Source organism: Streptomyces sp. NBC_00016 (assembly GCF_045040885.1).
Classification (GTDB): Bacteria; Actinomycetota; Actinomycetes; order Streptomycetales; family Streptomycetaceae; genus Streptomyces; species Streptomyces coriariae.
Genome location: NZ_CP108304.1, coordinates 4040967 through 4066407 on the forward strand (window position 1 = coordinate 4040967; position 25441 = coordinate 4066407).

The window sequence follows — 25441 nt, forward strand, 5'->3', positions numbered from 1 at the left end:
CGAGCCTACGGTGACGGGGCCTGAAAGGGCATCCCACTCCAACGAGCTCCCCGGGAGGAGCCGTGCCCTCGCACGCCCTGAAACGGTCCACCCTCCTCGCGCTGTGCGCCTGCGTGCTGGTCGCGCAGAGCATGGTCGCCGCGATCAACCTCCTCATCCCGCAACTGGGTTCGTCGTCCCTGCACCTCTCGCACACCGAGATCCTGTGGACCGTCGACGCCTACGTCATCGCGTTCGCCGGTCTGCTCATCCCGGCCGGCGCGCTCGGCGACCGTTACGGCCGCAAGGGCGCCCTGCTCGCCGGGCTCGGCCTGTTCGCCGCGGGCGCCGCCACCAGCGCGTTCGCAACCCACCCGGCGGTACTGATCGCGGGCCGGGGCATCTCGGGAGCGGGCGCGGCACTCATCACCCCGGCGACGATGTCGATCCTCGTCCACCTCGCCGGACCGCGGCGCAGGGCCCAGGCGATGGCGTCCTGGACCCTCGCCCTCGGCCTCGGCGGCCTGGCGGGCAACCTGGGCGGCGGCCTGGTCGGCCAGTTCCTGACCTGGCGGGCCCTGTTCGGCGCGATGGTCCCGCTGGCGGCGCTGCTGGCGCTCGCCGTGGCACTGACCACCCCGCGCACCGACCGCTCCCCGCACAGCAACCTCGACCCGCTGGGCACCCTGCTGCTCACCGCCGGGCTGGTCGCCGTCCTCTTCGGCATCATCGAGGGACCGGACCACGGCTGGACCTCACCGCGCATCCTGGGCTCGTTCGGTGCCGGAGCCCTCCTCGTCGCCGCCTTCACCCTCCAGGCCCTGCGCTCCCGCACCCCCCTCTTCGACCCCCGCGTGTTCCGCTCCCCCGGCCTGCGCGCGACCGGCCTCGGCCTGGCGACCGGCTTCTTCGGCCTGTTCGCGCTGTTCTTCGTCAACTCCCAGTACCTGCAGGACGTGAAGGGCTACGGGCCCGCCGTCACCGGGCTCGCGATCGTCCCCCTGATCACCGGCATGGCCCTCGTCCCGAAGCTGGCCGCCCGTTGGTCGGCGCACCCGCGCCCGGTCATCGGCACCGGCCTCGCCCTGATCGGCCTGGGCCTGCTCGGCGCGTCCACCGCGGACGCCGGCACGCCCTACGCGCTGTACGCCTGCTGGCTGCTGGTCATCTCGGCGGGCACGGGCCTGTCGATGCCCGCCCTCACCCTGGGCGTCGTCGCCTCCCTCCCCCACCACCAGGCGGGCCTCGGCTCCGGCCTCGGCACCTCGGCCCGGGAGATCGGCGCGGCCCTGGGCGTCGCGGTCACCGGCACCGTCCTGGCCGGCCACACCGACTTCACGGGCGGCATGGGCCCGGCCCTGCGCACGGTCGCCGTGCTCGTCCTGGCCGCGACCGCCGTGGTCGTGACCGGCCTGCGCGACCGCGGGGCGACCGCCGACCAGGCAGTACCGGCGAACCACCTGATCCCGGAACGGCGTTGAATTACTCTGCGTGTTCCAGGGGTTACACCGAGGAGCGTGCGATGCCATCGCGACGAGTGGTCACCGGACGGAGCCAGGAACCGCGCCGCCGGTTCGCCGAGGAACTGCGGCTGCTGCGCGGCGCGCGCGGGGAGAGCCTGCGCCAGGTGGGCGAGCGGCTGGGCTGGGACCCGTCCACCTTCGGCAAGATGGAGAGCGGGGAGTCGCTGGGCAGCCCCGAGATCGTCGAGGCGCTGGACCAGCACTACGGCACGCCGGGGTTGCTGCTGACGCTGTGGGAACTGGCGCTGGCGGATCCGAGCCAGTTCCGCGAGCAGTACCGGCGGTACATGGTGCTGGAGGCGGAGGCGGTGAGTTTGTGGCACTACGCCGTGAGCGCGCCGCCCGGTCTGCTCCAGACCTCTGGGTACGCGCGGGAGGCGCTCGCGGCGGGCGGCCTGCGGGACGCAGAACTCAACCAGCAAGTTGAAGCCCGCATGGGACGACGAAAGCTGCTCGAAGGGAAGGAGGCGCCGCAGTTCCGCGCCATCCTCTCGGAGGCGGTACTCCGTACGCAGCTGCACGATCGGCAAGAGTGGCGGGAACAGCTGGAGCACCTGGCGGACGTCTCCGAGCGTCCGAACATCACCGTCCATGTCCTGCCGTTCAGCGCTGGTCCGCACGGCCTGATGAACAGCGCCATGATGTTCCTTCGCTTGCCGGACGCCCGTACCGTGGCCTACAGCGAGAACGATGTACGCGGTGAACTGGTCGAGGAAAACAGGTCGGTTGAGCAGCTGCAACGTGCCTACGATGCGGTGCGCGACCTGGCGCTGTCCCCGGTCGAGTCGCGGAAGTTCATCACGCGGATGTTGGAGGAAGTGCCGTGCGAGCCATCGATCTGAGCAACGCCACATGGCGCAAGTCCAGTTACAGCAACACCACCGGCGGTGAGTGCCTCGAAGTCGCCGAAGACATCCCCTCTCTGGTCCCCGTGCGGGACAGCAAAGCCCCGGAGCGCGGAGCGCTCCTGTTCGATGCGGGGGTCTGGTCCGTTTTCGTCTCGTCGATCACAATGTCGGCGTGGCCGAACCGATAAGCGCAGAGGCAGAGTTGGAGGACGGGACACCCGTCAGATTCCTCCTCACGCCCAGGGCCGCTCCCGTCCCGGCGGGCGGTGACGGCCTCCCCGAGGGCATGGGCCGGGCCGTCCCCGTGGCCACCGGTGGCGCCGCCGTCGCCAGTTTCGCGGCGGGGGCACTGAAGGCCGCGCTCAAGCCGCTCGGGCCGCTGCTTCAAGAGGTGCACGACGTCGTCTCGGCCGTGCCGGACCCACCGGCCGAGCTGAGCGTCACGTTCGGTGTCCAGATCGGGCAGGACCTGAAGCTCGGGATCGTGGGCGGGAACGGGCAGGCGCATCTCACGGTGACCGCCAGTTGGAAACCGGCGCCCGGCGCGGAGTGAGCCATGGGGTGGTTCAGGGCCGTGGGGGCATCCGGCGACAAGGAGACGAGGTCGCGCGTGGCGTCCGTGCGCCGGGCGGCCGACGGCTCGCCGGCGGGCGCGGCGGTCATCCTCGGCATCGACACGGTGCTGACCTGCGCACATGTCGTCAACGACGCTTTGGGCAGGGATCTGTTCGAGGCCCGGACACCGAGGCTCGACGACGTGTTCGTCGCGCTGGACGGGCCGCGCAGCACGGAGCGGTTTCCCGCGCGCGTGGTGCACTGGATCGCCCCACGCGCGCGGGACGGCGGGGCCGTACGGGACGGCGACAGCGAGTGGCTCGGTGACCTCGCGGTACTGCGGGTGGACGCACCTCTCGGCAGCATCCCCGCCCCGGTTCCCTGTGCGGCCATGGCGCCGGGCCAGAAGGTGCGGGCCTGGCACGGCAGTGGGCACGGCGCGACCTTCGCCGATCTGCGGGTCGCCGCTCTGGACGGCCCGATCGGCTACCTCGACGGAAAGAGCACCGGTATGGCGGTCGGCCCCGGCTACAGCGGGGGCCCGTTGTGGTCGGAGGAGGACGGGGCCGTCGTAGGACTCGTCGCCGCGCATTTCATGCCGCCGTGCGATCCGGGCGGAGCACCCCTCCCGGCCTCCCCCCAGCACCTGATCCGACGAAGTTGGGGCATCCCCTGGCAGCGGGTCGAGGCGGAACTGCGGCCCTTCGGTGTCCTCGACACGGGAGATCGAGGCAACGCGGGGGGCGCGGGTGGCGCCGAGTCCGACGACCCCGCTCGCGGCATGCTCGTGATGGCGCTGCGGAACGTCCTGGCGTCGCCGTACACGCTCGGCGACACCGCCCGCCGGCTCGCGCACGAGTGCGGGATCGAACCGGGCAGCCCGGTGACGCCGCCCGCGGTCGAGGAGTTCGCGGACTTCCTGGTCACCCACCCGCGAGCGCTGCCCGCCCTGGTCGAGATCCTGCGGCCCAGGGATCCTGGCTCCGCCGACCGGCTCCTGGTCGCCGGCCGGCTCACCGACACGCCATTGCTGCTCGCGCCGCGCGAGCACCGCCGATTGCACCAGGTGCTGCGCCGGGTCGAGCGGCCCGTCCTCGCGCGGTTCCCCGAAGCGGTGCGCGAGGCGACGAAGCGGGTCGCGGTGCCCGCCGACGGGGACACCCTCGACGTCGTCCTCGACCGTCTGGAGACGCTGCCCGGGGACGGCCACTCCGACGACGGCGGGCCCCGGGTCCCGGCGCTGCTGCGGGTCGTCGAGTACATCGCCGCGCTCTGTCCGCAACCCCGCAAGGCGGACCTGCGGCTGTGGTCGGACGCGGTGGCCGGACGGCTCGGCATCCCCGCGGCGGCGCTGCGCGAGCGGCGCTCCGACGCGGAGGACTGGGCCCGGATGCTGCGGGGCGGGGCCCGGCGGGTGCGGGTCCTGGCCCAGGTGACGCGGGCCGGGCGGGGGCGTCACCGGCTGCGCGTGTGGTGCGACGAGGGCACGGGGCCGCGCCAGATGTCGACCGACAGCTCCGCCGCGTTCTCGGCGTCGGGAGCGGCACGCGAACTGCTGCGCGTCCTGGAATCCCTCGCGCCCTCGGCCACGGACGGGGCGCGGCCGCTGGTCGAGGTTCTCGTGGACCGCGCCGACCTCAATCTCCCGGTCGACGAATGGGCCGCCCAGTCGCCGGGGGAGATCGTGCCGGGTGTGCTCGGGGTCGAGTTCCCGCTGGTGGTGCACTGCCCGGAACTGCTGCGACGGCACGAGCGTTTCCTGCCGGACTGGCGTGAGCGGTGGAGGCAGCTCGACTCGGGGGAGACGCTGGTCGTCTCGGACCCCTCCCAGGATCCGCACCAGATCTACTACGAGCTGATGGGCCGCCTCGACACGGTCCGCGTCTCCGTCGACGTCCCCCCGGGCCCGCGCGACGCCATCGTTCAGATCTGCCTCGCCGTGGGCATACCGGTGGTGGTGTGGGACCGCGGGGACGGCACGGAGGCGTCCTCGCGGATTTCCGCACCGTCCTCGCCCCCGGTGTCATCCTCTGCGGCCCCCACTGCGTCCACCTCTTCGACGTCGTCGCATGTCGTCCGGCACATGGAGGGAGTCGCCACCCGTGAACTGCCCGACGGAGTCCGCGTCTACCGGGCCAACGCCAAGGGGAAGCGCGCTCCGGAGTTCCCCGGCCGCCCGGTCCTCGCCTGGGCGGACGCCGACCGCACGGTGCCCCGGCTGCACCTGACCGAACCACAGGAGAGCGCATGACCTCCCCAGAGGACTCCGGGGCCGGCGCCGACTGGCGCCTGTTCCGCGGTGACGGCGTCCCGCGGGCCGTCGACCTGCCCTCGGCCCCGCCATGGCGGCGTTTCAGCCCGACGCCGGCCGTCCGACCCGAGCTTCCGTACCTGATCGAGCCGCAGCACGCCGATGTCGTCAACGCCGCGCTGCACCTGCGCCGTCCGCTGCTGGTCACCGGACCGGCCGGCACGGGCAAGTCCTCGCTGGCGCGGGCCGTCGCGCACGAGTTGCGGCTCGGCGAGCTGCTGCGGTGGTCCATCAACAGCCGGTCGACCGTGCGTGAGGCGCTCTATCAGTACGACGCGATCGGGCGACTGCGCGAGACCACCCTCAGTCGCGACCGGGGCGAACGCGAGCCGTCCATCGGGACGTTCATCCGGCTCGGCGCGCTCGGCACCGCGCTGGTACCGAGTGTCACGCCTCGCGCCCTGCTCATCGACGAGATGGACAAGGGTGACGTCGACCTGCCCAACGACCTGCTCACCGTTTTCGAGGAGGGCTACTTCGACATCCCCGAACTGACCCGGCTGCCCGAGGACATGGCGGAGGTGGAAGTACAGACCGCCGACCATCGGGGAACCGTGACGGTACGCCAGGGACGGGTCCAGTGCGCCGAGTTCCCGGTGGCCGTCATCACCAGCAACGGCGAGCGCGACTTCCCGCCCGCCTTCCTGCGCCGCTGCGTCCGGCTCGACCTGCCGGTGCCCGACGAGGCACGGCTGCGGGCCATCGTCACCGCCCACCTCGGTGAGGAGGCGCTGCGCGAGGCCGACGATCTGATCGACGCGTTCCTGCGCCGCCGCGCCCCCGGCGAACTCGCCACCGACCAGCTCCTCAACGCCGTGTTCCTGCGCACCGGCGGTGTCGACCTCGACGCGGAAGGCCTTCTGGACGCCGTACTGCACCAGCTCACCGGCGCGATGTGAGGCGGCCGTGACCAGGGGGGTGTGGTGACCGGGGCCCGGGAAGGTGGTGCGCGGCTCGCGGAGGCCCTGCGGGTACTGCGGGCCTGCGGGCACGAGCTGGACGCGGACCAGGTACTCGACGTGCTGTGGCTGGCCAGGGCGCTGCCCGCCGGAGCGGCCACCCCGCTCAGCCGGTCCACCGCCGCCGACCACCCGACGGACGCCGAACCGTCCGCGCCCGAGGCCGACGAGCCCGACCGGGAGCGGACCGCGCCCGGCCCCGACGACCCGGACCTGCCCGACCTGACCGCGTCCTCGCTGTACGGGTCGGCCCGTCCGGCACCGCCGCAGCTGCCCGACATCCGGCTGCGGCCGAGCACCGAGCCGAACCGGGCGATGCCCGTCCGGGTGCCCGAGGACAAGGCCCTCGCGGCCGAACTGGCTCTGGGCCGCGCGCTCCGGCCGTTGCGCCGCCGCCGGCCCAGCCCGCACCGTCTGGAGATCGACGAGGAGCGCACCGCCGCCGAACTCGCCGAGACCCGGCTGCCCGACGTGGTGCAACGGCCCGTGCAGGAACGGTGGCTGCATCTGGTGCTGCTCGTCGACGACGGCCTGTCGATGCTCCTGTGGCACCGCCTCGGGGCGGAACTGCGCACCCTCCTCGAACGGCTCGGCGCCTTCGCCACCAACCGCGTCCTCGGCCTCGACACCCGCAGCGCCCAGGAACCCCGGCTGCACGCCCGCCCCTTCCGGCACGACAGCCCGCCCGTGCCGCTCAGCTCGGTCAGCGACCCCTCGGGACACACCCTCGTCCTCGTCGTCAGCGACGGCACGGGCGCCTCCTGGCGCAGCGGCTCGCTGCACCGGCTGCTGTCGCAGTGGGCAGCCCGCGGACCCACCGCGGTGCTGCACACGCTCCCGCCCGACCTGTGGGAGGGATCCGGCATCCACGCCGAACGCTGGCAGGCCACGACCCGGCGCATCGGCGGAGCCAACACCTCCTGGGAGATCACCGACCCGGTCCTCCCGGCCGATCTCGCCGCCTTCGACGGCGTGCCGGTACCCGTCCTGGAGCCGACGGCCGCCTCCCTGCGGAACTGGGCCCACCTCCTCGCTTCCCCCGGCGCCACGGTCCCGCTGCCCCTGCTGTCCCGGCCCGGCCGGTACAGCGCGGCCGGACCCGCCCCCGACCCGGGCGACGCCCAGCACTTCCGGGACGCCGCCACCCCGGAGGCATACCGGCTCGCGGCGCATCTGGCGGCCGTGTCGCCGCTGACCGTGCCGGTGATGCGGCTCGTGCAGACGGCGGTCCCGTGGCGGGCTCGGACCTCCCACCTCGCGGAGGTCTTCCTCGGCGGACTCATGCGCCCGCACCCCGCGCCGGTGCCGGGTCCGCTGCCCGCCAAACACCAGGTCTTCGACTTCTCCGACACCTCCAGACTGGTGCTCCTGGACGCGGTTCCGCAGGCCGAACTCCTCAGGACCAGCCGCAGCATCGGACAGCGCCTGGAACAACTCGCGGGCCATTCACCCGACTTCCCCGCCTGGCTCGCCCACCCGGACGGCCCGGCCCATCTCCCGGGCAGCCACCGCCCGTTCACCAGCGTCGAACGCCGGCTGCTCACCCGCTTCGGGGTGTCGTTCGAGCGGGAGGCGCAGGGGCTGGAAGCGGGGCGCGGCCGCAGCGCCGACTCGGCGGACGGCTGGACCCGGCTGATCGAGGACGACCCGCGGCACCTCGGACCGTACCTGCTGCTGCGACGCCGACGACTGCGACGGACGGTGGAGTACGAGGGCGTCGACCAGCAGGGCGGCCGCGCCCTGGTCCGCACCCCGCGCCCCGAACTCCCGGCCGGCGACGCCCTGGCGGCCGAGACGGAGGCGCTGCGCCGGCTGGGCGGCCAGTACGCCCCCGCCCTGCTCGCCACCGGGGTCCGCGACGAGCGGCCCTGGCTGGCGGTGGCTCCGATCGGCGACGGCCCGCAGCAGCCCAGCCTGGCGGTCCTGTCGGACATCTTCAACGCGGCCCACGCGGGGGGCCGCGCCCCCTTCGACAAGATCACCGCGCTGGTCGTCGGCTGGCACCTCGCCAGCGCCCTGGCCCTGTGCCACCTGCACGGAATCGTCCTCACGGACCTCAACGCCGAGAACATCCACGTGCTGCGCCGGTCGGTCGTCCTCGCGGACCTGTCCGACTGCGCCGTGGACGGTGCGTACGCGGGCACCGGGCCCACGCCGACCCCCGAGGACAACGTGCGCGCGCTGGGCGAGCTGCTCCAGATCGTCAGCAGCAAGGCGGGCTGGGAACTGCCCGGCCGCCCGGAGGGCATGCACCTGTGGCAGGGCGACACCTGGAAGCAACTGCGGCGGCGCGTCCTGCGCTGCCTGGCCGCGGACCCGGCCGAGCGGCCCAGCGCGGCCGAGGTCGCGGACGTCCTGGCCCGGTACATCGCCCAGTCCCGCGTCACCCGCACCGTCCCGCCGGCGTCCGCGGTCAACGCACTGCCCACGGAGCGCGTTCCGCTCGCCCTGCCGCCGGCCGCCGCTCCGGCGGGAGCCGGCGCGCCGTCGGCCCTGCGCCCGCCCCGCTTCGGCGCCGCCCGCCGTGCGGCGGAGGCCCGGCTGACCCGGCTGCGGACGCCGCTGCGCCACGGCAGGCGCCTCACCGTCGTCGGTGCCTACCACTACAGCGGGCGGGCGACCACCACCATGGTGCTCGGCTCCCTGCTCGCCTCCGTCCGGGGCGAGCCCGTCCTGGCCCTCGACGGGGCGGCCCACGAGGGGGCCCTGGGCCGCTTCCTGACGGACCGTAACCCGGCTACCGTGCGCGATCTCGCGGGCCTTCCCGCCGACTCCCCGTACGACGAGGTCCGCGCCCTCACCACCCGTCTGCCGTCCGGGCTGGAAGTGGCCGCGCACCCCACCGGCCACGCCAACCCGAACCTGGTGCACGCCCAGGCCTATGAGCATGTGCTGGCCCGGACGGAGCCCTTCTACTCCTTCGTGCTCACCGACTGGGCCCCGCAGCGGCTCGACGACTCGGCGGACGCCGTGCTGGACCTGACCGACCGGCTGATCCTGTGCTGCGGCACCGCGGACTGGTTCCTCACCGCCGCCCGGCAGGTCCTCGAGCGGCTGCGCGCCGCTCGCCGCTGGCGGCTGGCCGACGAGGCGATCATCGTCGTCACCGAGGTCGAGGGGCCCTCCGCCCGGCGGGTACCGGCCGCCCTGGCAAGCCGTATCGGGGTGAGCGTGAACCAGGTGATCGCGGTCCCCTTCGACCGGGCGCTGAGCTCTCCGCGCTTCCAGGACCGGGAGCTGAGCCAGCTGCGGCCGCCGACCCTGAACGAGTTCCTCGACCTGGCCGAGCGGGTCGTGAGGACCCGGACGCACTGATCCCCGGGCAGCCGAAGCCACCCGGGGATCAGAAACAGTCAGCAGCGGTCAGGGACCGGCCGGCAGGACTCAGATGAGGCCGAGGGCGCGGACCGCCTCGCGCTCCTCCGCCAGCTCCTGCACCGACGCGTCGATGCGGGCGCGGGAGAACTCGTTGATGTCCAGGCCCTGGACGATCTCGTAGACGCCGTCCTTGGTGGTGACCGGGAAGGACGAGATGAGGCCCTCGGGGACGCCGTAGGAGCCGTCCGACGGGATGCCCATGGAGGCCCAGTCGCCGTCCGCCGTGCCGTTGACCCAGGTGTGCACGTGGTCGATGGCCGCGTTGGCGGCGGAGGCGGCGGAGGACGCGCCACGCGCCTCGATGATGGCCGCGCCGCGCTTGGCGACGGTCGGGATGAAGTCCTCGGCCAGCCACTTCTCGTCGTTCACGGTCTCGGCCGCGTTCTTGCCGGCGATCGTGGCGTGGAAGATGTCCGGGTACTGGGTCGCGGAGTGGTTGCCCCAGATGGTCAGCCGCTTGATGTCGGCGACCGTCGAGCCCGTCTTCTTCGCGAGCTGGGTCAGCGCGCGGTTGTGGTCGAGGCGGGTCATCGCGGTGAAGCGCTCGGCCGGTACGTCCGGGGCGGCGGCCTGGGCGATCAGGGCGTTGGTGTTGGCCGGGTTGCCGACGACCAGGACCTTGATGTCGTCCGCGGCGTGGTCGTTGATGGCCTTGCCCTGCGGCTTGAAGATGCCGCCGTTGGCCTCGAGGAGGTCACCGCGCTCCATGCCCTTGGTGCGCGGGCGGGCGCCGACGAGGAGGGCGACGTTGGCGCCGTCGAAGGCGACGTTCGGGTCGTCGCTGATGTCGATGCCCTGGAGCAGCGGGAACGCGCAGTCGTCGAGCTCCATGGCGGTGCCCTCGGCGGCCTTCAGCGCGGGAGTGATCTCCAGCAGGCGCAGCTTGACCGGCACGTCCGCGCCGAGCAGCTGGCCGGAGGCGATGCGGAAGAGCAGGGCGTAACCGATCTGGCCGGCCGCGCCGGTGACGGTGACGTTCACGGGAGTGCGGGTCATGGCGTTCTCCGTATGACAGCTGTCGGTGGGGCGTCCCTGCCCCTGGTGGGACGTACAAATGATCGATCTCTTGGTATCAAGAGATCCAACCAGCGGTCAGGCTATCGCGCCGCCGGGATCCCGGGCGGCCGGGGTTGTGTGGCCCGTCCCACAGAGTGGTCCCGGCTGCCCGGCCGGAGTGGTCCCGGCGGTCCCGGTGGAGCGGCCCCGGCCGTACGGAAAGCGGCGGCCGCCGGTCCGGGAGAGGTGGAACCGAGCGGCCGCCGTGGCGGGGGTACCGGGTCGCGCCGGACTCCCGTGGGGGTACGGTTCGCGTGCCCGGGGCGGAGGCGGGTATTCCTGCCCGCTCCGACTTTTTTGCGCCAGGTTCCACCGACGCCGCTCACCTCACCCGTTCGGCCCAGCGCCGGGCCCGGTGTCCGGCCGTCTCAGGGCGTGCACCCCTGCTCCCCCGACGCCAGCACCGCGCACGCCGTCGCGTCCGCCGCGCTCTTCACCGCCACCATCGGGGTGTACGCGATCGTGTCGCCGGCCACCGTGACGGCGCCGGTCTGCCGCACCGGACCCACGGTCACCCGCACCCCGTCGCCCTGCGCGGCCCGGGTGATCCGGCCCCAGGCCGCCCCGCACGTCCTGCTGTAGCGGACCTCGACCAGGGTCGTCCCGACCGTCGCGCTCCTCGCCGTCGTCACGAGGTCGCCGCTGCACCCCATCTCCTCCGCGTCGCGGCCCGTGCAGTCGGCGCCGGCGCACAGCACCCCGGAGGGCAGGGCGGTGCTCGGCGCGGCCGAGGAGGGCGACGGCGACCCGGTGGTGCCCACCGCCTGCCGCGGGTCCCCTCCGTCGGTCAGCAGGAACGCGCCGACGACGATCGTCACCACCCCCACGACCCCCGCGAGGAACAGCGTCGTGCGTCGTGGGCCGGAACCACCCGGGGCACCCCCCGCGGAACCGCGCGTCTCCCGTGTCTCCCGCGACACCGGCATCGTCGGTGACACGCCCGCCGGCCCCGCGACGCCCGGGGTCAACGCCATCCGGCCCGCGTCGAACTCGCGCACATCGGGCGCCGGCCCGAACTCCCCCAGCGCGGCCCGCGCCTGGGAGATCCGGACGGCCTCCATCGTCCGGTCGTGCCGCGACTCCGAGCGGCTCCAGGCCCGCTCGGCCAGTTCCCACATGGTGGTGAGATGGATGGGAGGCGTGCCGGTGACCTCGGCCAGCGCGACGATCGCGCCCTTGGGGGCCAGCAGCCGGCCGTTGAGATACCGCTCCCAGGACGTCTTGCTGTAGCCCGTACGGTCGGCCACCGCCGCGACACTCAGTCCCGTGCGGTCCACGACCCGCCGCAACTGCTCGGCGAACTCCCTCACCTGCGGGTCGAGTTCACCGGGCAAAGCCCTCCAGCGAGCCATCGAACCCCCTCCCTCCGCCAAGTCCCCCATTGGCCACGTTAGACCCGATGACGAGACGATTCGGGACAGATACCCGAACTGTCAACGTATCGACACGACGAGCGCACATCCGCACGACGAACGCACATCAGCCGAAGACGACCGCTCCCCCGACGGCGGTGCACAGCAGGGCCAGCAGAAGCACGGCCGCGTACAGCAGCAGGCGTCCGGCGGGCCGGGGCGAGGCCTGCGGAGCGGGCTCCTCCAGGCGGTCCCACCAGGGGATCGTCGGGTCGTCCCGGTACTCCTCGGCCGGGTTCGCCGGCACCGGCCGCGGCCAGACCTCGACGGCCAGCTCCCAGCGCACGACGTGCCGTTCGGCGTCCGCGCCGGCCAGACCCGCCACCCGGCACAGCGCGGCGACGGCCTGCCGGGGCGGCGGCTGGACGGCGTTGAGGTAGCGCTGCCAGGAGGACTTGCTGTACGCGGTGCGCGCGCCGAGCGAGGCCAGACTGAGGCCCGTACCGTCCTTGAGCTGCCGCAACTGCTCCACGAAGTGCCGTACCTCGGACGGCAGCCCGTCCGGCAGCGGCTGCCAGGCGCCCATCCCGCCCACCTTTCCTTCGATCCGTTGGGGGGACGACACGGGACGGCCGGACGGTTCCCGGAGCGGGGGCGGCTGTGGCGGGGCGCGCACACCGTGGCGGAACGGTCACTTCCGTGCCACAGCGACCGGCCGACTGTTGAACAGGCAGTTCAAGAGGGTGGAACGTGGAACGCGTCGACGGCCCGTCCTCCTCGGGGGATGGGGACGGGCCGCCGACGCGTTGCGCTGTGCCGGACTCGGTTCGGCTCAGCTGCTGACCGTGAAGTGCAGGGTGTCCTTCAGGAAGGGGATCTGGAGCCACGGCTCGGGCTGCGCCATCAGCGACAGCAGGACGATCGCCGTGCCCAGCACGGTGTACGTCACGATGTCGGTGAAGCGGGAGCGTACGGCGAGCATGCCGACCCCGGGCAGCAGCCAGCGCAGCGCCGCGCCGACCAGCAGCCCGACGCCGATCAGGATCGTGCCGATCCGGAACACGTCGAGCGCGGTCACCAGCAGACCGAGCGCGACGATGCCCAGGACGACGATGATCGGCCACTGCCGGGCGGCCAGCGCGTCACCGGGCGCGGCCCGGCCGCCGCCCTCGGGGCGCGCGGTGTCCCGGGTGAACAGCGGGAAGCGGCGGGTGGTGCGACGCGGCACCCCGTCGGCGTCGGGCGCGCTGACCGGGTCCCGCACCTCGATGCCGTCGATGCCCTCGGTGACTGCGGCGCTGGTGGTGCCGGCGGCGCTGGTGGTGCCGCCACCGTCGGTGACGTCGGCGCTGTCGGTCTCGTCGATGTTCCCGGCCTTGCCGGTCGTTCCGTCAGTCGACACTGCGCTCCGCCGCCTCCACCACGTTGACCAGCAGCTGGGCGCGGGTCATCGGGCCCACGCCACCGGGGTTCGGGGAGACCCAGCCGGCCACCTCGCGGACGTCCGGGTGGACGTCGCCCACGATCTTGCCCTCCGCGTTGCGGGAGACACCGACGTCCAGCACGGCCGCACCCGGCTTGACGTCCTCGGCCCGGATCAGGTGCGCGGAACCGGCCGCGGCGACGATGATGTCGGCCCCCTTCAGGTGCGCCGAGAGGTCCCGGGTACCGGTGTGGCACTGGGTCACCGTTGCGTTCTCGCTGCGCCGCGTCAGCAGCAGCGGCATCGAGCGGCCGATGGTGACACCGCGGCCGACGACCACGACCTCGGCGCCCTTGATCTCGACGCCGTACCGGCGCAGCAGCGTGAGCACGCCGTTGGGGGTACAGGGCAGCGGGGCGGGCTCATTGAGGACCAGCCGGCCGAGGTTCATCGGGTGCAGGCCGTCGGCGTCCTTGGCCGGGTCCATGAGTTCCAGGATCCGGTTCTCGTCGATGCCCTTGGGCAGCGGGAGCTGGACGATGTAACCGGTGCAGGCGGGGTCGTCGTTCAGCTCGCGGACGACCGCCTCGATCTCCTCCTGGGTGGCCGTGCCGGGCAGCTCGCGCTGGATAGAGGCGATGCCGACCTCGGCGCAGTCACGGTGCTTGCCGGCGACGTACTTCTGGCTGCCGGGGTCGGTGCCGACGAGGATCGTGCCGAGTCCGGGCGTCACGCCCTTCTCCCTGAGCGCCGCCACCCGGGCGGTCAGATCGGACTTGATCGCGGCTGCGGTGGCCTTGCCATCGAGAATCTGGGCGGTCATGGACCCATCCTCCCGGATGACGGGCCCCCGGTTCCAATCCGGATGAACCCGGGCACCGGCGAACCCGGCTCCGGCCACCCCCTCGGCGGGTCCGCCCGGTGCCGTTTCGGCCATGATCGGGAAGGTTGCACTTGCACAAAGCCTGCGGAATGCGGCTGGACAGGAGCACACCTGTCCAAGAACGATGGGTCTCCGCAGTATGCGGTCGGTGTTGGGGGGCAAACCGCTCATCTGAAGATGTTCCTCCGCGCACTCCGCGTCGTCCCCGCTTGTGCAACGGAGGAAAATCGCCATGAGCTTCGGCCCGCCCAACGACCCCTACGGTCAGCCGCAGAACCCCCAGCAGGGGCAGCCCGGTTACGGCTACCCCCAGCAGGGCCAGCCCGGTTACGGCCAGCAGGCGCCGCAGGGCGTCCCCCCGCAGGGGTACGGCCAGCCGCAGCAGCCCGGCTACCCCCAGCAGCCCGGCTACCCGCAGCAGCCGGGTTATCCGCAGCAGGGTTACGGCTACCCGCAGCAGCCCGGCTACGGCGGTCAGCCGCCGTACGCGAACTGGGGCCAGCGGTTCCTGGGCACCCTGGTCGACATGCTGGTGTTCGCGGTGCCCTACGCCCTCGTCATCATCGGCAAGGACACTCCGGCGCTGATGGCGATCGGCGCCGCCGCCCTGCTCGGCCTCGCGATCTGGCAGCTGATCCAGGAGGGCCGCACCGGCCAGACGGTCGGCAAGAAGGCGCTGGGCATCCGCCTGGTGCGGGAGATCGACGGGCAGCCGCTCGGTGTCGGCATGGCGTTCGTCCGCCGCCTGGCCCACTTCCTGGACAGCCTGGCGTGCTACCTGGGCTGGCTGTGGCCGGCCTGGGACGCCAAGAAGCAGACGTTCGCCGACAAGGTGTGCAGCTCGATCGTGATCCGCACGCACTGACGCACGCGCTGACCCACACACGCTGACGCACGCGCTGCGCCGCGGATGAACGCACATCGGCCCCGGTCCCCCCTCCTGATTCCAGGAGAGACGACCGGGGCCGCTGCGTCGATCGGGGAAGATCAGTGGAAGAAGTGACGCGTCCCCGTGAAGTACATCGTCACGCCCGCCTTCTCGGCGGCCTCGACGACCAGCTCGTCACGGACCGAACCACCGGGCTGCACCACGGCCTTGACGCCCGCCTCGACCAGCACCTCCAGCCCGTCGGGGAAGGGGAAGAACGCGTCGGAGGCGGCGTACGACCCGCGCGCCCGCTCCTCACCGGCCCGCTCGACGGCCAGCTTCGCCGAGTCGACCCGGTTGACCTGCCCCATGCCGACGCCGACCGAGGCGCCGTCCTTGGCGAGCAGGATGGCGTTGGACTTGACGGCCCGGCAGGCCCGCCAGGCGAACGCCAGCTCGGCGAGCTCGGACGCGCCGAGCGCCTCGCCGGTCGCCAGGGTCCAGTTCGCCGGGTCGTCGCCGTCGGCCTGGAGCCGGTCGGTGACCTGGAGCAGCGCGCCGCCGCCGACGGGCTTGAGCTCGACGGCGCCCGCGGGGCCCTGCGGCGCCCTGAGCACCCGGATGTTCTTCTTCTTGGTGAGGGCCTCGAGCGCCCCCTCCTCGTAGTCGGGCGCGACGATGACCTCGGTGAAGATCTCGGCGACCTGCTCCGCCAGCTCCTTGCTGACCGGCCGGTTGACGGCGATGACGCCACCGAAGGCCGACAGCGGGTCACAGGCGTGCGCCTTGCGGTGCGCCTCCGCGACGTCCGCGCCGACGGCGATCCCGCACGGGTTGGCGTGCTTGATGATCGCGACGGCCGGCTCGGCGTGGTCGTACGCGGCACGGTGCGCGGCGTCCGTGTCCGTGTAGTTGTTGTACGACATCTCCTTGCCGTGCAGCTGCTCGGCCTCGGCGAGACCGGCACCGCTGCCGTCCACGTAGAGCGCGGCGGGCTGGTGCGGGTTCTCGCCGTAGCGCAGGGTGCTCTTGCGCTCCCAGGTGCCGCCGAGGAAGTCGGGGAACCGCGACTCGTCCACGGGCGCGTAGGAGGACGCGAACCAGGAGGCGACCGCCACGTCGTAGGCGGCGGTGTGCTGGAAGGCCTCGGCGGCGAGCCGCTTGCGGGCGGCCAGGTCGAAGCCGCCGGACTGTACGGCCGAGAGGACGTCGGCGTACCGCGCCGGGCTGGTGACCACGGCCACCGACGGGTGGTTCTTCGCGGCGGCGCGCACCATGGACGGCCCGCCGATGTCGATCTGCTCGACGCACTCGTCCTCGGAGGCGCCCGAGGCGACGGTCTCCCGGAAGGGGTAGAGGTTCACCACGACGAGGTCGAACGGCGCGACGCCCAGCTCGTCCAGCTGCTGCCGGTGGCTGTCGAGTCGCAGGTCGGCGAGGATGCCGGCGTGCACCTTGGGGTGCAGGGTCTTGACCCGGCCGTCCAGGCACTCGGGGAAGCCGGTGAGCTCCTCGACCTTGGTGACGGGGACGCCGGCGGCGGCGATACGGGAGGCGGTGGACCCGGTGGAGACGAGCTCGACGCCGCTCTCGTGCAGCCCGCGCGCGAGCTCTTCCAGACCGGTCTTGTCGTAGACGCTGACGAGCGCGCGACGGATGCCCCGCTTGCTGCTCTCTGCCGTGACAGTGCTGTCGGCGGTCACTGGATAACTACCTTTCGTCCCTCAATGCGATAGCCGTTGCGGGCGAGCCGCCCCACGACCTCGACGAGCAGCCTTCGCTCGACTTCCTTGATGCGCTCGTGCAGAGCGCTCTCGTCGTCCTCGTCCCGGACCTCGACCACGCCCTGGGCGATGATCGGTCCGGTGTCGACGCCGTCGTCGACGAAGTGGACGGTGCAGCCGGTGACCCTGGCGCCGTACGCGAGCGCGTCCCGCACACCGTGGGCCCCGGGAAAGCTGGGCAGCAGGGCCGGGTGCGTGTTGACGAACCGCCCCCCGAACCGCGCCAGGAATTCCTTCCCCACGATCTTCATGAACCCGGCGGAGACGACGAGATCCGGCTCGTGGGCGGCCACCGCCTCGGCGAGCGCGGCGTCCCACTCCTGTCGGCTCCCGAAGTCCTTGACCTTGCGCACGAAGGTGGGAATCCCGGCGCGCTCGGCCCGGGCGAGCCCCTCGACGCCCTCCCGGTCGGCTCCGACGGCGACGATCTCGGCGCCGTAGGCATCGACGCCGGTGGCCGCGATGGCGTCGAGGAGAGCCTGGAGGTTCGTACCGGATCCGGAGACCAGCACGACGAGGCGCTTGGCCACGGGCTTGGCGGCCACGGTGGGGGCCCTTTCTCGGGGAAGCGTTTGCACGGCCGGTTTATACATTCGTACGAATGCTTCGCGCCCCGGGATACGGGGAAGTCTACGAAGCGGCCGACCGTCAGCAACGATACCGGCACACCGGACGGCCCCCACGGGACGGGGGCGTGGCCGGAAGGTAGCGTCTGGGGCGAGCGGGCTCGGGAACGCGGTGGCGACGCGGTGCGTTCTGCAGGTGACGGCCCAGCTAGGCAGTACCAGCCCAAAACCGTTCATTACCAGCCAAAGCCGATCACTAGCCGATCACTAGGGGAAGACGCCCACTTGATGCCGGACCGCAGTCTGCGACTCCTCACGCTCCCCCCGCAGTCACGGCAGGGAGGGGAGCGCGGCGCCGTGCTGCTGCGAGAGCGCCCAACCTCTCCCCCCGACGCCCCCTCGGGCGACAACCCGGGCGACAACCCGCCCCCCGAGGACGACAACCCCTTCGCCCCGCCCCCCGAGGGCACCCCGGACCGTCCCTGGCAGCCCCGACGCCCGGCGGGCGGCGCCCCCGAGGGCGGGCGCACCCCGTGGGGCGGCCAGTGGAGCGACCGGCAGCCCGGCCGCTCCCCCGGCGGCTTCGGCGAGCGCCCCGGCGGCACCCCCGAGGGCGGCGGCCCCGGCACCGACCCCGCCAAGCGGTGGGACCCCACCGACCCCGCCCAGCGCCACGCGCGCTACGCCCTGCTCTGCGGGATGTGGGCCTTCTTCTTCGCGCTCTTCGGCTGGCCGTACGTGGCCCTGCTGCTCGGCGCACTGGCCCTGAACTGGGGAATCAGCGCCCTGCGCGCCAAGCCCCGCACCCCCGACCCCGACGCCCCGCCCGCCCCGGAGCCCACCGGCCGCCCCCAGAAGACCGCCGCCGTCAGCGGCCTGGTCACCGCATCCCTGGCCCTGGCCCTGGTCGCCGCGAGCTTCACCGCGCAGCTGGTCTACAGCGACTACTACACCTGCACGAACGACGCCCTCACCAACGAGGCCAAACAGTCCTGCGACGACCTGCTCCCCAAGGAACTGAAAAACATCCTGGGCGCCAACGCGTGACTCTCAGCCCGTCCCGGCGTGCTGCCACCCCGTCCCGGCGTGCTGCCACCCCGTCCCGGCGTGGTGACAGCCCGTCCGGCGTTTGAGGACGAGGCCCGTTCAGGGCCGAAAGCGGGGGTCCGGGGGCGGCAGCCCCCAGGGACGGGAAGGGAAGGGGCGGCGGGGGCGAAATCCCTCTGGACGGTCACCGCCCCACCCCACCCCCCTGACTCCCCTCCGAACCGTCCACGCCCTCGTCCTCCCCCGCCTCCCGCAACACCGCCCACCGAGCCTCCCGAGCCACATCCCCATGCCACACCGGCTCCACGTAACCCACGGGACCCCTGGGGTCCAGGGGGTCGAAGAGGTCCCGGGGGTGCATCGAGTCCCGGGGGTGCAGGGGGTCCCGGGGGTGCAGGGGGTCCCGGGGGTCCATGGCGTCGGTGTCCGGAGGGCCGAAGGGGTCCACCAGCTCGACAGGCGCGGGCGCAACACCAGGCACGGGCGGCACGGCCTGCCCGGTCGGCTCGACCTGCCCGGTCGGCGCAGGCGGCACAGGCGGCACAGGCGGCACGGCCGACCCGGGCGCGACAGTCCCGACAGGGTCGTCATACGTCACCGCACCGCCGTGCGCCCCCGCACCACCGCGTTCAACCGGCGAGAAGTCATACAGCCCGGCCCCCACCACCGAGCCCGCGGCAGCAGACCCCGCAGAACCCGCGGAGCCCACAGCCCCCTCCTTCCCCACCCTCGCCGCCCCCCAGCGCCGCCACCCCCGCACCACCAAGGCCACCGGCACCCCCACCCCCACGGTCCACAACAGCACCGCACCCCCGACCTGCCACCACACCGGCCCGAACCGAGCCAACGCGGAGACCCCCAACGGCCCACCGGCCAACCCCGCGAGCCCTCCCATCAGCAGCCCGCACAGCACGCCCGCCAGCACCACACACCCCGCGGTCCGCCCGCGCGACCAGGCGCCTCCGGCCCCCGCACCCCGAGCCACGAACACCCCCACCGTCACTCCGGCGATCACCGGCACCACCCCGACCGCCCAGTTCCACGGCGTCCCGCCGCCCGCCTCCGGCACCGCCGCCAGCAGCGGAAACTGCGGCAGCAGGGGCGCCGGGTCGGAGGACAACGGCGCCACCACATGTCCGGCACCGAGGACGTACCCCGGCCCGAGGGCGTACGCCGCCCCCCACACCGCCGCGTTCGGAACCAGCGCCACGCACAGCAACAGCACCGCGAACCGCCCCGACCAGCCCTCCGTCAGCTGGAGAAACGCCTCACGGGCCGCGCCCAGGTGCCACACCGAGGACACCGCCACCAGCGCCGCCCCGCCCCCGAAGAGCACCGCCGCCCCGGCCCCCGCCGCCCGCCCGGCGACCGCGAGCCGCTCCCGCCCGTCCGGCTCGAGCAGCAGCCGCCGCACACCGCGGGGCAGTACCAGCAGCGCGCTGTCGACGGGCCCGCGGGGACAGCCGTGGGCCGACCACACCCCCGCCCCGGCGGCCAGCACCGCGACCGCCGGCACGCACACCGCCGTCCACGCCCACGAGGGCCGCAGCGCGCCACCGGTGGCGGCGTAACAGGCGACGCCCGTCCCGACGGCGAGGTAGCCGAGCACGACACCCGCCCACGCCGTACGGGCACTTCCGAGCGCCGCGCCCTCGTCGTCACCGCCGCCGCCGTCCACCGCGTCCCGCGCGGCGCGCCGCACCAGCCACACCGGCAACGCGAGCAGCAGCAGCGGGGTGACGCCGACCGGCGCCGGGACCCCGGACAGCGTGTCGACGCGTACCAACTCCGCGCCATGAGCCAGCAGCCACAGCGCGGCGGCGACATGCAGCGCGCCGTCCGGCCCGCTGTCGGGATACGGCGAGCTGATCCACAGCACCATCACGAGCACGGCGAACGAACCGAGCCCGAGCCCGGCCGCGAGCGCACCGCCCAGGAGGCCGGCGGCCAGCCCGGAAGATCGGTCACGCATCCGGCTGAGCAGGGGCGACAACGACAGTCGGCGAGCGGTCATCTGGGTCACGCCCGTCATGCTCCCAACGACACGCGCTTTCCCGTCGTAACAGGCGAAGTACCGTTGTGTCGCTCAATATACGTTTATGTACATTTTCGCGCGAAGGGTTCCCCTGTGACACAGAGCCCTGCCCCACTCCCCCCGCCCAAGCTGCGCCGACACCTGCGCGAGGCGGCCTCGCTGACACATGATCAGGTCGCCGAGCGGGTGGGCGTCGCCCGGGAGACGGTGCGCGCGTGGGAGTCCGGCTGCACGACGCCACGCGGCCGCAGGCGGGAGGCGTACGCGAAACTGCTGGCATCGCTGACCGAGGCGGACATGGTGACGAACCCCCAGGAGGCAGCGCACCCGCCCCAGGTGACGGTGTGCCCGAACAACGACCCTCACCACCCCGAAACCCCCGAAGCCCCCGGAGGCCGGCCCACCGGGACCACTCTGACGCCCGCTCAGGCCTTCGACGCCCTCTACGCCTTCTGCGCCCCCGCCCTCGTACGGCAGGCATACCTGCTCTCCGGCCGCCGCGAACTCGCGCGCGAATCGGTCGAGCGGGCGTTCCAAGTGGCCTGGCAGCGCTGGCCCGAGGTGGCCGTGGACCGGGACCCGGCCGGCTGGGTGCGGGCGACGGCGTACGAGTACGCGCTCTCGCCCTGGCACCGGTTCCGCCCCCGCTACCGCCACCCGGAGCCGCCCCCGTCCGACGCCGCCGACCGCGCGCTGCTGGACGTCCTGCTGACCCTCCCCACGCCCTACCGCCGCACGCTCCTCCTCTACGACGGTGTCGGCCTCGACCTCCCGGAGACGGCGGCGGAGACGGAGGCGAGCACCCCCGCGGCGGCGAACCGGCTGCTGCACGCCCGTGAGGCGGTGGCCGCGCGGCTGCCCGAGCTGGCGAGCCCCTCGGCACTGCACCGGCGGCTGGCGGAGGTGGCGTCCGCCGAACGGCTGCGTGCGGCTGAGCCGACCACCGTGCGGGCGGGCAGCGAACGGCGAGCTCGCTTCTGGACCAGGGTGGCGATCGCGTTCACGGTCGCGATCATCGGCGCGACCGCACTGACCGTACGTACGGCCCCCACCCGCTACGAGCCCGCGGTACCCCCCGGTGAGACGGTGCAGGGCATCCCCCCGCGATCCGCCCCCGGCACGCTCTCGGACGCGGAACTGGACCTGCGCGCCAAGCTGAGGTCCGGGATCCAGCACGGCCCGCAACGGCTGATCCCGCTGGCCGAATGAACCCGGCCCGCCCGGCCCGCCCGAACCGCCCGGACCGCCCGGACCGGCGCCCGCGCCCCGGAAACGCCGGTGGGCCCGCTCCCCACAAGGGGAGCGGGCCCACCGGTACCCGGCCTGGAACTCAGCCGGCCGCGAGGATCTCGCGGGCCAGCTTCGCCGTCTCGGTCGGCGTCTTGCCGACCTTGACGCCGGCGGCCTCGAGGGCCTCCTGCTTCGCCTGGGCGGTGCCGGAGGAACCGGAGACGATGGCGCCGGCGTGGCCCATGGTCTTGCCCTCGGGCGCGGTGAAGCCCGCGACGTAGCCGACGACCGGCTTCTTCACGTTGTCCTTGATGAAGGCCGCGGCCCGCTCCTCGGCGTCGCCGCCGATCTCACCGATCATGACGATCAGGTCGGTGTCGGGGTCGGCCTCGAACGCGGCGAGCGCGTCGATGTGCGTCGTACCGATGATCGGGTCGCCACCGATACCGACGGCGGACGAGAAGCCGATGTCACGCAGCTCGTACATCATCTGGTAGGTCAGCGTGCCGGACTTCGAGACCAGACCGATACGGCCCGGCTTCGTGATGTCGCCCGGGATGATGCCGGCGTTCGACTGGCCCGGGGTGATGAGACCGGGGCAGTTCGGGCCGATGATCCGGGTCTTGTTGCCCTGCGACACGGCGTACGCGTAGAACGCGGCCGAGTCGTGGACGGCGATGCCCTCGGTGATGACGACGGCCAGCGGGATCTCCGCGTCGATCGCCTCGACGACGGCGGCCTTCGCGAAGGCCGGCGGCACGAAGAGGACGGACACGTTGGCGCCCGTCTTCTCGATCGCCTCGGCGACCGTGCCGAAGACCGGGATCTCGGTACCGTCGATGTCGACGGACGTGCCCGCCTTACGGGGGTTCACGCCACCGACGATGTTGGTGCCGTCCGCCAGCATGAGCTTGGTGTGCTTCATGCCCGTGGCACCGGTCATGCCCTGGACGATGACCTTGCTGTCCTTGTTCAGGAAGATAGCCATGGCTGTTCTGTCCCTCTTCCCTTACTTCGCAGCCGCGAGCTCGGCGGCCTTGTCGGCCGCGCCGTCCATGGTGTCCACGCGCTGGACCAGCGGGTGGTTGGCGTCGGAGAGGATCTTGCGACCCAGCTCGGCGTTGTTGCCGTCGAGACGCACGACCAGCGGCTTGGTGACTTCCTCACCCTTGTCCGCGAGCAGCTGAAGCGCCTGGACGATGCCGTTGGCGACCTCGTCACAGGCGGTGATGCCACCGAAGACGTTGACGAAGACGGACTTGACGTCCGGGTCGCCGAGGATGATCTCCAGGCCGTTCGCCATGACGGCGGCGGAGGCGCCACCACCGATGTCGAGGAAGTTGGCGGGCTTGACCCCACCGTGCGCCTCACCGGCGTACGCGACGACGTCCAGGGTGCTCATGACGAGACCCGCGCCGTTGCCGATGATGCCGACCTCGCCGTCGAGCTTGACGTAGTTGAGGTTCTTCGCCTTCGCGGCGGCCTCGAGCGGGTTGGCCGACGCGTGGTCGACGAACTCCTCGTGTCCCGGCTGACGGAACTCGGCGTTCTCGTCCAGCGAGACCTTGCCGTCGAGGGCGATGACGTCGCCGGAGGCGACCTTCGCCAGCGGGTTGACCTCGACGAGGAGGGCGTCCTCCTCGATGAAGGTCTTCCACAGCGTCACGAGGACGCCTGCGACCTTGTCGGCGACCTCGGCCGGGAAGTTCGCGGCCTCGACGATCTGGCGCGCGACCTCGGGGGTCACACCCACGTTGGCGTCGATCGGCGTCTTGGCGACGGCCTCGGGGCGGGTCTCCGCCACCTCCTCGATCTCCATGCCGCCCTCGACGGACGCGATGGAGAGGAAGGTGCGGTTGGCACGGTCGAGGAGGAAGGAGACGTAGTACTCCTCCAGGATCTCCGGGGCCGTCTCGGCGATCATCACCTTGTGGACCGTGTGGCCCTTGATGTCCATGCCGAGGATGTTGGTCGCGTGCTCGACCGCCTCGTCGGCGGTCGCGGCCAGCTTCACGCCGCCGGCCTTGCCACGCCCGCCGACCTTCACCTGGGCCTTGACGACGGACTTGCCACCGAGACGCTCGGTGGCTGCGCGGGCCGCCTCAGGCGTGTCGATGACTTCACCGGCCAGCACCGGTACATCGTGCTTGGCGAAGAGGTCCCTCGCCTGGTACTCGAACAGGTCCACGCGCTTCCGTCCCTATCAGTGATCTCGCGGTTCGTTGTCTGCGTGGGCGTGCCGCGAGGGCAACGTGACGTCCGCCGTCTGTCAGTCACAAGGGAGGCGCACACGGTGTCCGAGCGCGCGGCATGTCCGTCTCGCAGGTTATCGCTGCTTGCAGGAGGCCCCTAAATCGAGGGTCACACCTGAGCGGTGATACCTGTCACATGATGCCGGGATCACTGGCACCCGGTGCCGGGTGTGAGGAGATCGGGAGGAGACGGGAAGGGCCTCACCGGGTTGGGGTTGACCCGGTGAGGCCCCCTGAACAGCCCTTTGAGGGCTCAGGTCGGTCGATCCTCACCCCAATGAGGATCACTCGACCCCACCCGTGAGGTTTCGGTCGGACGAACCGGTGGCTTTCGGCCGTCCGGGGGCCTGCCGCCTCACGGAGTCAACCGGTCAGACGGGAGGGGCGTCTGTCCCTAGCCGGGGAAGACCGGGATGTTCCGGTGCCCGTCCCGGGTACCGGCCGCCTCGGAGCGCGCGGCACCGCCGGGCACCAGCCGCAGCGGGATCCGGTGACGCGGGGTGACGGCGTAGGTGTCGCCGTGCCGGGACGCGCCGCCGTCGAACACCGACGCACCGCCGCCCAGCACGCCGTCACGGTCACCGGCGGGTCCGCGGCGCACCGGCCCGGGAGTGTGAGCAGGAGCGTCGGCGGGAGCTTGGCCGGTGCGGGCGGACGCGACCCGGTGACCGACGTCGACCGAACCGCCGACGCCGGTGCTCACCGGGCCGTACGACGCCGTATCCGCATCCACCGCCGTGTCCGCCACCGCCACCTTCGCGCTCACCGGAACCGCCGGAAGAGCCGGAAGGGCGGGGAGAGCCGGAAGGGCGGGCAGACTCGGGAGGTCGGTGAGGCCGGCGACCTCAGGGAGCTTGGGAAGATCTGCAAGCTCGGGAAGCTCGGGGAGGTCGGGAAGCTTGGGGAACTCGGGAAGCTTGGGGAACTCGGGGAGCCCGGAAAGGTCAGGGAGGTCGGAAAGGTCAGGGAGGTCGGAAAGGGCCTGCTCGATCGGCTGCCTCGGCGACGACGAGACCGGCGGCGGCGACACCCGCGCCGAGAGCCGTTCACGCTGTTCGCCCACGGTCGCCACCACGACATCGCCGACCGCCGGAACCGAACTCAGGCCCTCGGCCTGGTCGGTCACCGCGGCCGGCACGGACAGGACCGGCGGCAGGCCCGGAGCCGAGAGGGCCGGTGCGGACCCCGCAGGTGCCGACAGTGCCGGTGCCGACAGTGCCGGTGCGGTCAGGCCCTCCGCCGCGTGTGCCTGTTCCCCGCAGAGAAACCCGAGCGCGAACAACCCGCCCACCAGGAGCGCCAGTTGCACCACGCGCCGCCCGGCCGCGCCGCGCAGGACGCGCAGGATCCGCAGAGCGGCACCAGGCGGGGTGGTGAGCCAGGTCAAGGGGG

Annotated in this window: 21 protein-coding genes; 10 read left to right on the forward strand and 11 right to left on the reverse strand. The window is 72.7% G+C overall.

Annotated features, from left to right (window positions below; all coding sequences use genetic code 11):
* Positions 1-62 precede the first annotated feature (62 nt).
* From OG933_RS17770 to OG933_RS17800, 7 genes are read left to right on the forward strand one after another with little or no spacing between them, the layout of a single operon-like run.
* A complete protein-coding gene (locus tag OG933_RS17770; RefSeq protein WP_405627789.1) occupies positions 63-1460 on the forward strand; it encodes an MFS transporter in 1398 nt (465 codons plus the stop codon).
* A gap of 41 nt (positions 1461-1501) precedes the next feature.
* Positions 1502-2344, forward strand: coding sequence for a helix-turn-helix domain-containing protein (locus OG933_RS17775; RefSeq protein WP_405627791.1), 843 nt, complete (start codon positions 1502-1504; stop codon positions 2342-2344).
* The gene (locus OG933_RS17780) at positions 2326-2538 is read left to right on the forward strand and encodes a DUF397 domain-containing protein (protein ID WP_405627793.1); all 213 of its coding nucleotides are present in this window, start codon (positions 2326-2328) and stop codon (positions 2536-2538) included. Before OG933_RS17775 ends, OG933_RS17780 begins: the two co-directional genes overlap by 19 nt.
* Positions 2523-2903, forward strand: coding sequence for a CU044_2847 family protein (locus OG933_RS17785; protein ID WP_362517656.1), 381 nt, complete (start codon positions 2523-2525; stop codon positions 2901-2903). Before OG933_RS17780 ends, OG933_RS17785 begins: the two co-directional genes overlap by 16 nt.
* A 3-nt stretch (positions 2904-2906) precedes the next feature.
* Positions 2907-5156: a trypsin-like peptidase domain-containing protein gene (locus OG933_RS17790; RefSeq protein WP_362517659.1), complete on the forward strand. Its 2250-nt coding sequence runs from the start codon at positions 2907-2909 to the stop codon at positions 5154-5156.
* A complete protein-coding gene (locus tag OG933_RS17795) occupies positions 5153-6115 on the forward strand; it encodes an AAA family ATPase (RefSeq protein ID WP_405627795.1) in 963 nt (320 codons plus the stop codon). The genes OG933_RS17790 and OG933_RS17795 overlap by 4 nt, the downstream gene beginning before the upstream one ends.
* 24 nt (positions 6116-6139) lie before the next feature.
* Complete coding sequence (locus tag OG933_RS17800; RefSeq protein WP_362517662.1) at positions 6140-9490, forward strand: SAV_2336 N-terminal domain-related protein; 3351 nt, start codon at positions 6140-6142, stop codon at positions 9488-9490.
* Positions 9491-9559: 69 nt separating this feature from the next.
* Here the strand turns inward: OG933_RS17800 and OG933_RS17805 are convergent, their stop codons facing one another.
* From OG933_RS17805 to OG933_RS17825, 5 genes are all read right to left on the reverse strand, one after another.
* A complete protein-coding gene (locus OG933_RS17805; protein WP_362517665.1) occupies positions 9560-10549 on the reverse strand; it encodes a malate dehydrogenase in 990 nt (329 codons plus the stop codon).
* A gap of 428 nt (positions 10550-10977) precedes the next feature.
* Entirely contained in the window at positions 10978-11961 is a 984-nt protein-coding gene (locus tag OG933_RS17810; protein WP_405627797.1) for a helix-turn-helix domain-containing protein, read from the reverse strand.
* Positions 11962-12088: 127 nt separating this feature from the next.
* Positions 12089-12547, reverse strand: coding sequence for a helix-turn-helix transcriptional regulator (locus tag OG933_RS17815; RefSeq protein WP_362517670.1), 459 nt, complete (start codon positions 12545-12547; stop codon positions 12089-12091).
* A 246-nt stretch (positions 12548-12793) separates the two neighbouring features.
* Positions 12794-13363, reverse strand: a complete 570-nt coding sequence (locus OG933_RS17820) for a DUF3017 domain-containing protein (RefSeq protein ID WP_405627799.1) — start codon at positions 13361-13363, stop codon at positions 12794-12796.
* Complete coding sequence (locus tag OG933_RS17825; protein ID WP_020131105.1) at positions 13353-14207, reverse strand: bifunctional methylenetetrahydrofolate dehydrogenase/methenyltetrahydrofolate cyclohydrolase; 855 nt, start codon at positions 14205-14207, stop codon at positions 13353-13355. Before OG933_RS17825 ends, OG933_RS17820 begins: the two co-directional genes overlap by 11 nt.
* Before the next feature lie 292 nt (positions 14208-14499).
* On the opposite strand from OG933_RS17825, the gene OG933_RS17830 reads away from it, so the two are divergent.
* Positions 14500-15132: an RDD family protein gene (locus OG933_RS17830; protein WP_171399011.1), complete on the forward strand. Its 633-nt coding sequence runs from the start codon at positions 14500-14502 to the stop codon at positions 15130-15132.
* A 122-nt stretch (positions 15133-15254) separates the two neighbouring features.
* Here OG933_RS17830 and purH read toward each other — a convergent pair whose 3' ends face one another.
* A complete protein-coding gene (gene purH / locus OG933_RS17835; RefSeq protein WP_405627801.1) occupies positions 15255-16838 on the reverse strand; it encodes a bifunctional phosphoribosylaminoimidazolecarboxamide formyltransferase/IMP cyclohydrolase in 1584 nt (527 codons plus the stop codon).
* Positions 16835-17464 carry a phosphoribosylglycinamide formyltransferase gene (gene purN / locus OG933_RS17840; RefSeq protein ID WP_054242420.1) on the reverse strand — a complete coding sequence of 210 codons (630 nt, stop codon included), beginning with the start codon at positions 17462-17464 and terminating at the stop codon, positions 16835-16837. Before purN ends, purH begins: the two co-directional genes overlap by 4 nt.
* A 309-nt stretch (positions 17465-17773) precedes the next feature.
* Here purN and OG933_RS17845 point away from each other — a divergent pair, with 309 nt between their 5' ends.
* A complete protein-coding gene (locus tag OG933_RS17845) occupies positions 17774-18532 on the forward strand; it encodes a hypothetical protein (RefSeq protein ID WP_362517680.1) in 759 nt (252 codons plus the stop codon).
* 184 nt (positions 18533-18716) lie between these two features.
* On the opposite strand, the gene OG933_RS17850 is transcribed toward OG933_RS17845, so the two are convergent.
* A complete protein-coding gene (locus OG933_RS17850) occupies positions 18717-20564 on the reverse strand; it encodes a DUF6350 family protein (protein WP_405627803.1) in 1848 nt (615 codons plus the stop codon).
* 96 nt (positions 20565-20660) lie between these two features.
* Here OG933_RS17850 and OG933_RS17855 point away from each other — a divergent pair, with 96 nt between their 5' ends.
* Positions 20661-21776: a helix-turn-helix domain-containing protein gene (locus OG933_RS17855; protein ID WP_405627805.1), complete on the forward strand. Its 1116-nt coding sequence runs from the start codon at positions 20661-20663 to the stop codon at positions 21774-21776.
* A gap of 121 nt (positions 21777-21897) precedes the next feature.
* Here OG933_RS17855 and sucD read toward each other — a convergent pair whose 3' ends face one another.
* The 3 genes from sucD to OG933_RS17870 form a co-directional block, all read right to left on the reverse strand.
* Positions 21898-22785, reverse strand: a complete 888-nt coding sequence (gene sucD / locus OG933_RS17860) for a succinate--CoA ligase subunit alpha (RefSeq protein WP_020131111.1) — start codon at positions 22783-22785, stop codon at positions 21898-21900.
* Positions 22786-22806: 21 nt separating this feature from the next.
* Positions 22807-23985 carry an ADP-forming succinate--CoA ligase subunit beta gene (gene sucC, locus OG933_RS17865; RefSeq protein WP_020131112.1) on the reverse strand — a complete coding sequence of 393 codons (1179 nt, stop codon included), beginning with the start codon at positions 23983-23985 and terminating at the stop codon, positions 22807-22809.
* A gap of 458 nt (positions 23986-24443) precedes the next feature.
* On the reverse strand, positions 24444-25436 hold the full coding sequence (locus tag OG933_RS17870; RefSeq protein WP_405627806.1) for a hypothetical protein: 993 nt from the start codon (positions 25434-25436) through the stop codon (positions 24444-24446).
* Between the last annotated feature and the right edge of the window lie 5 nt (positions 25437-25441).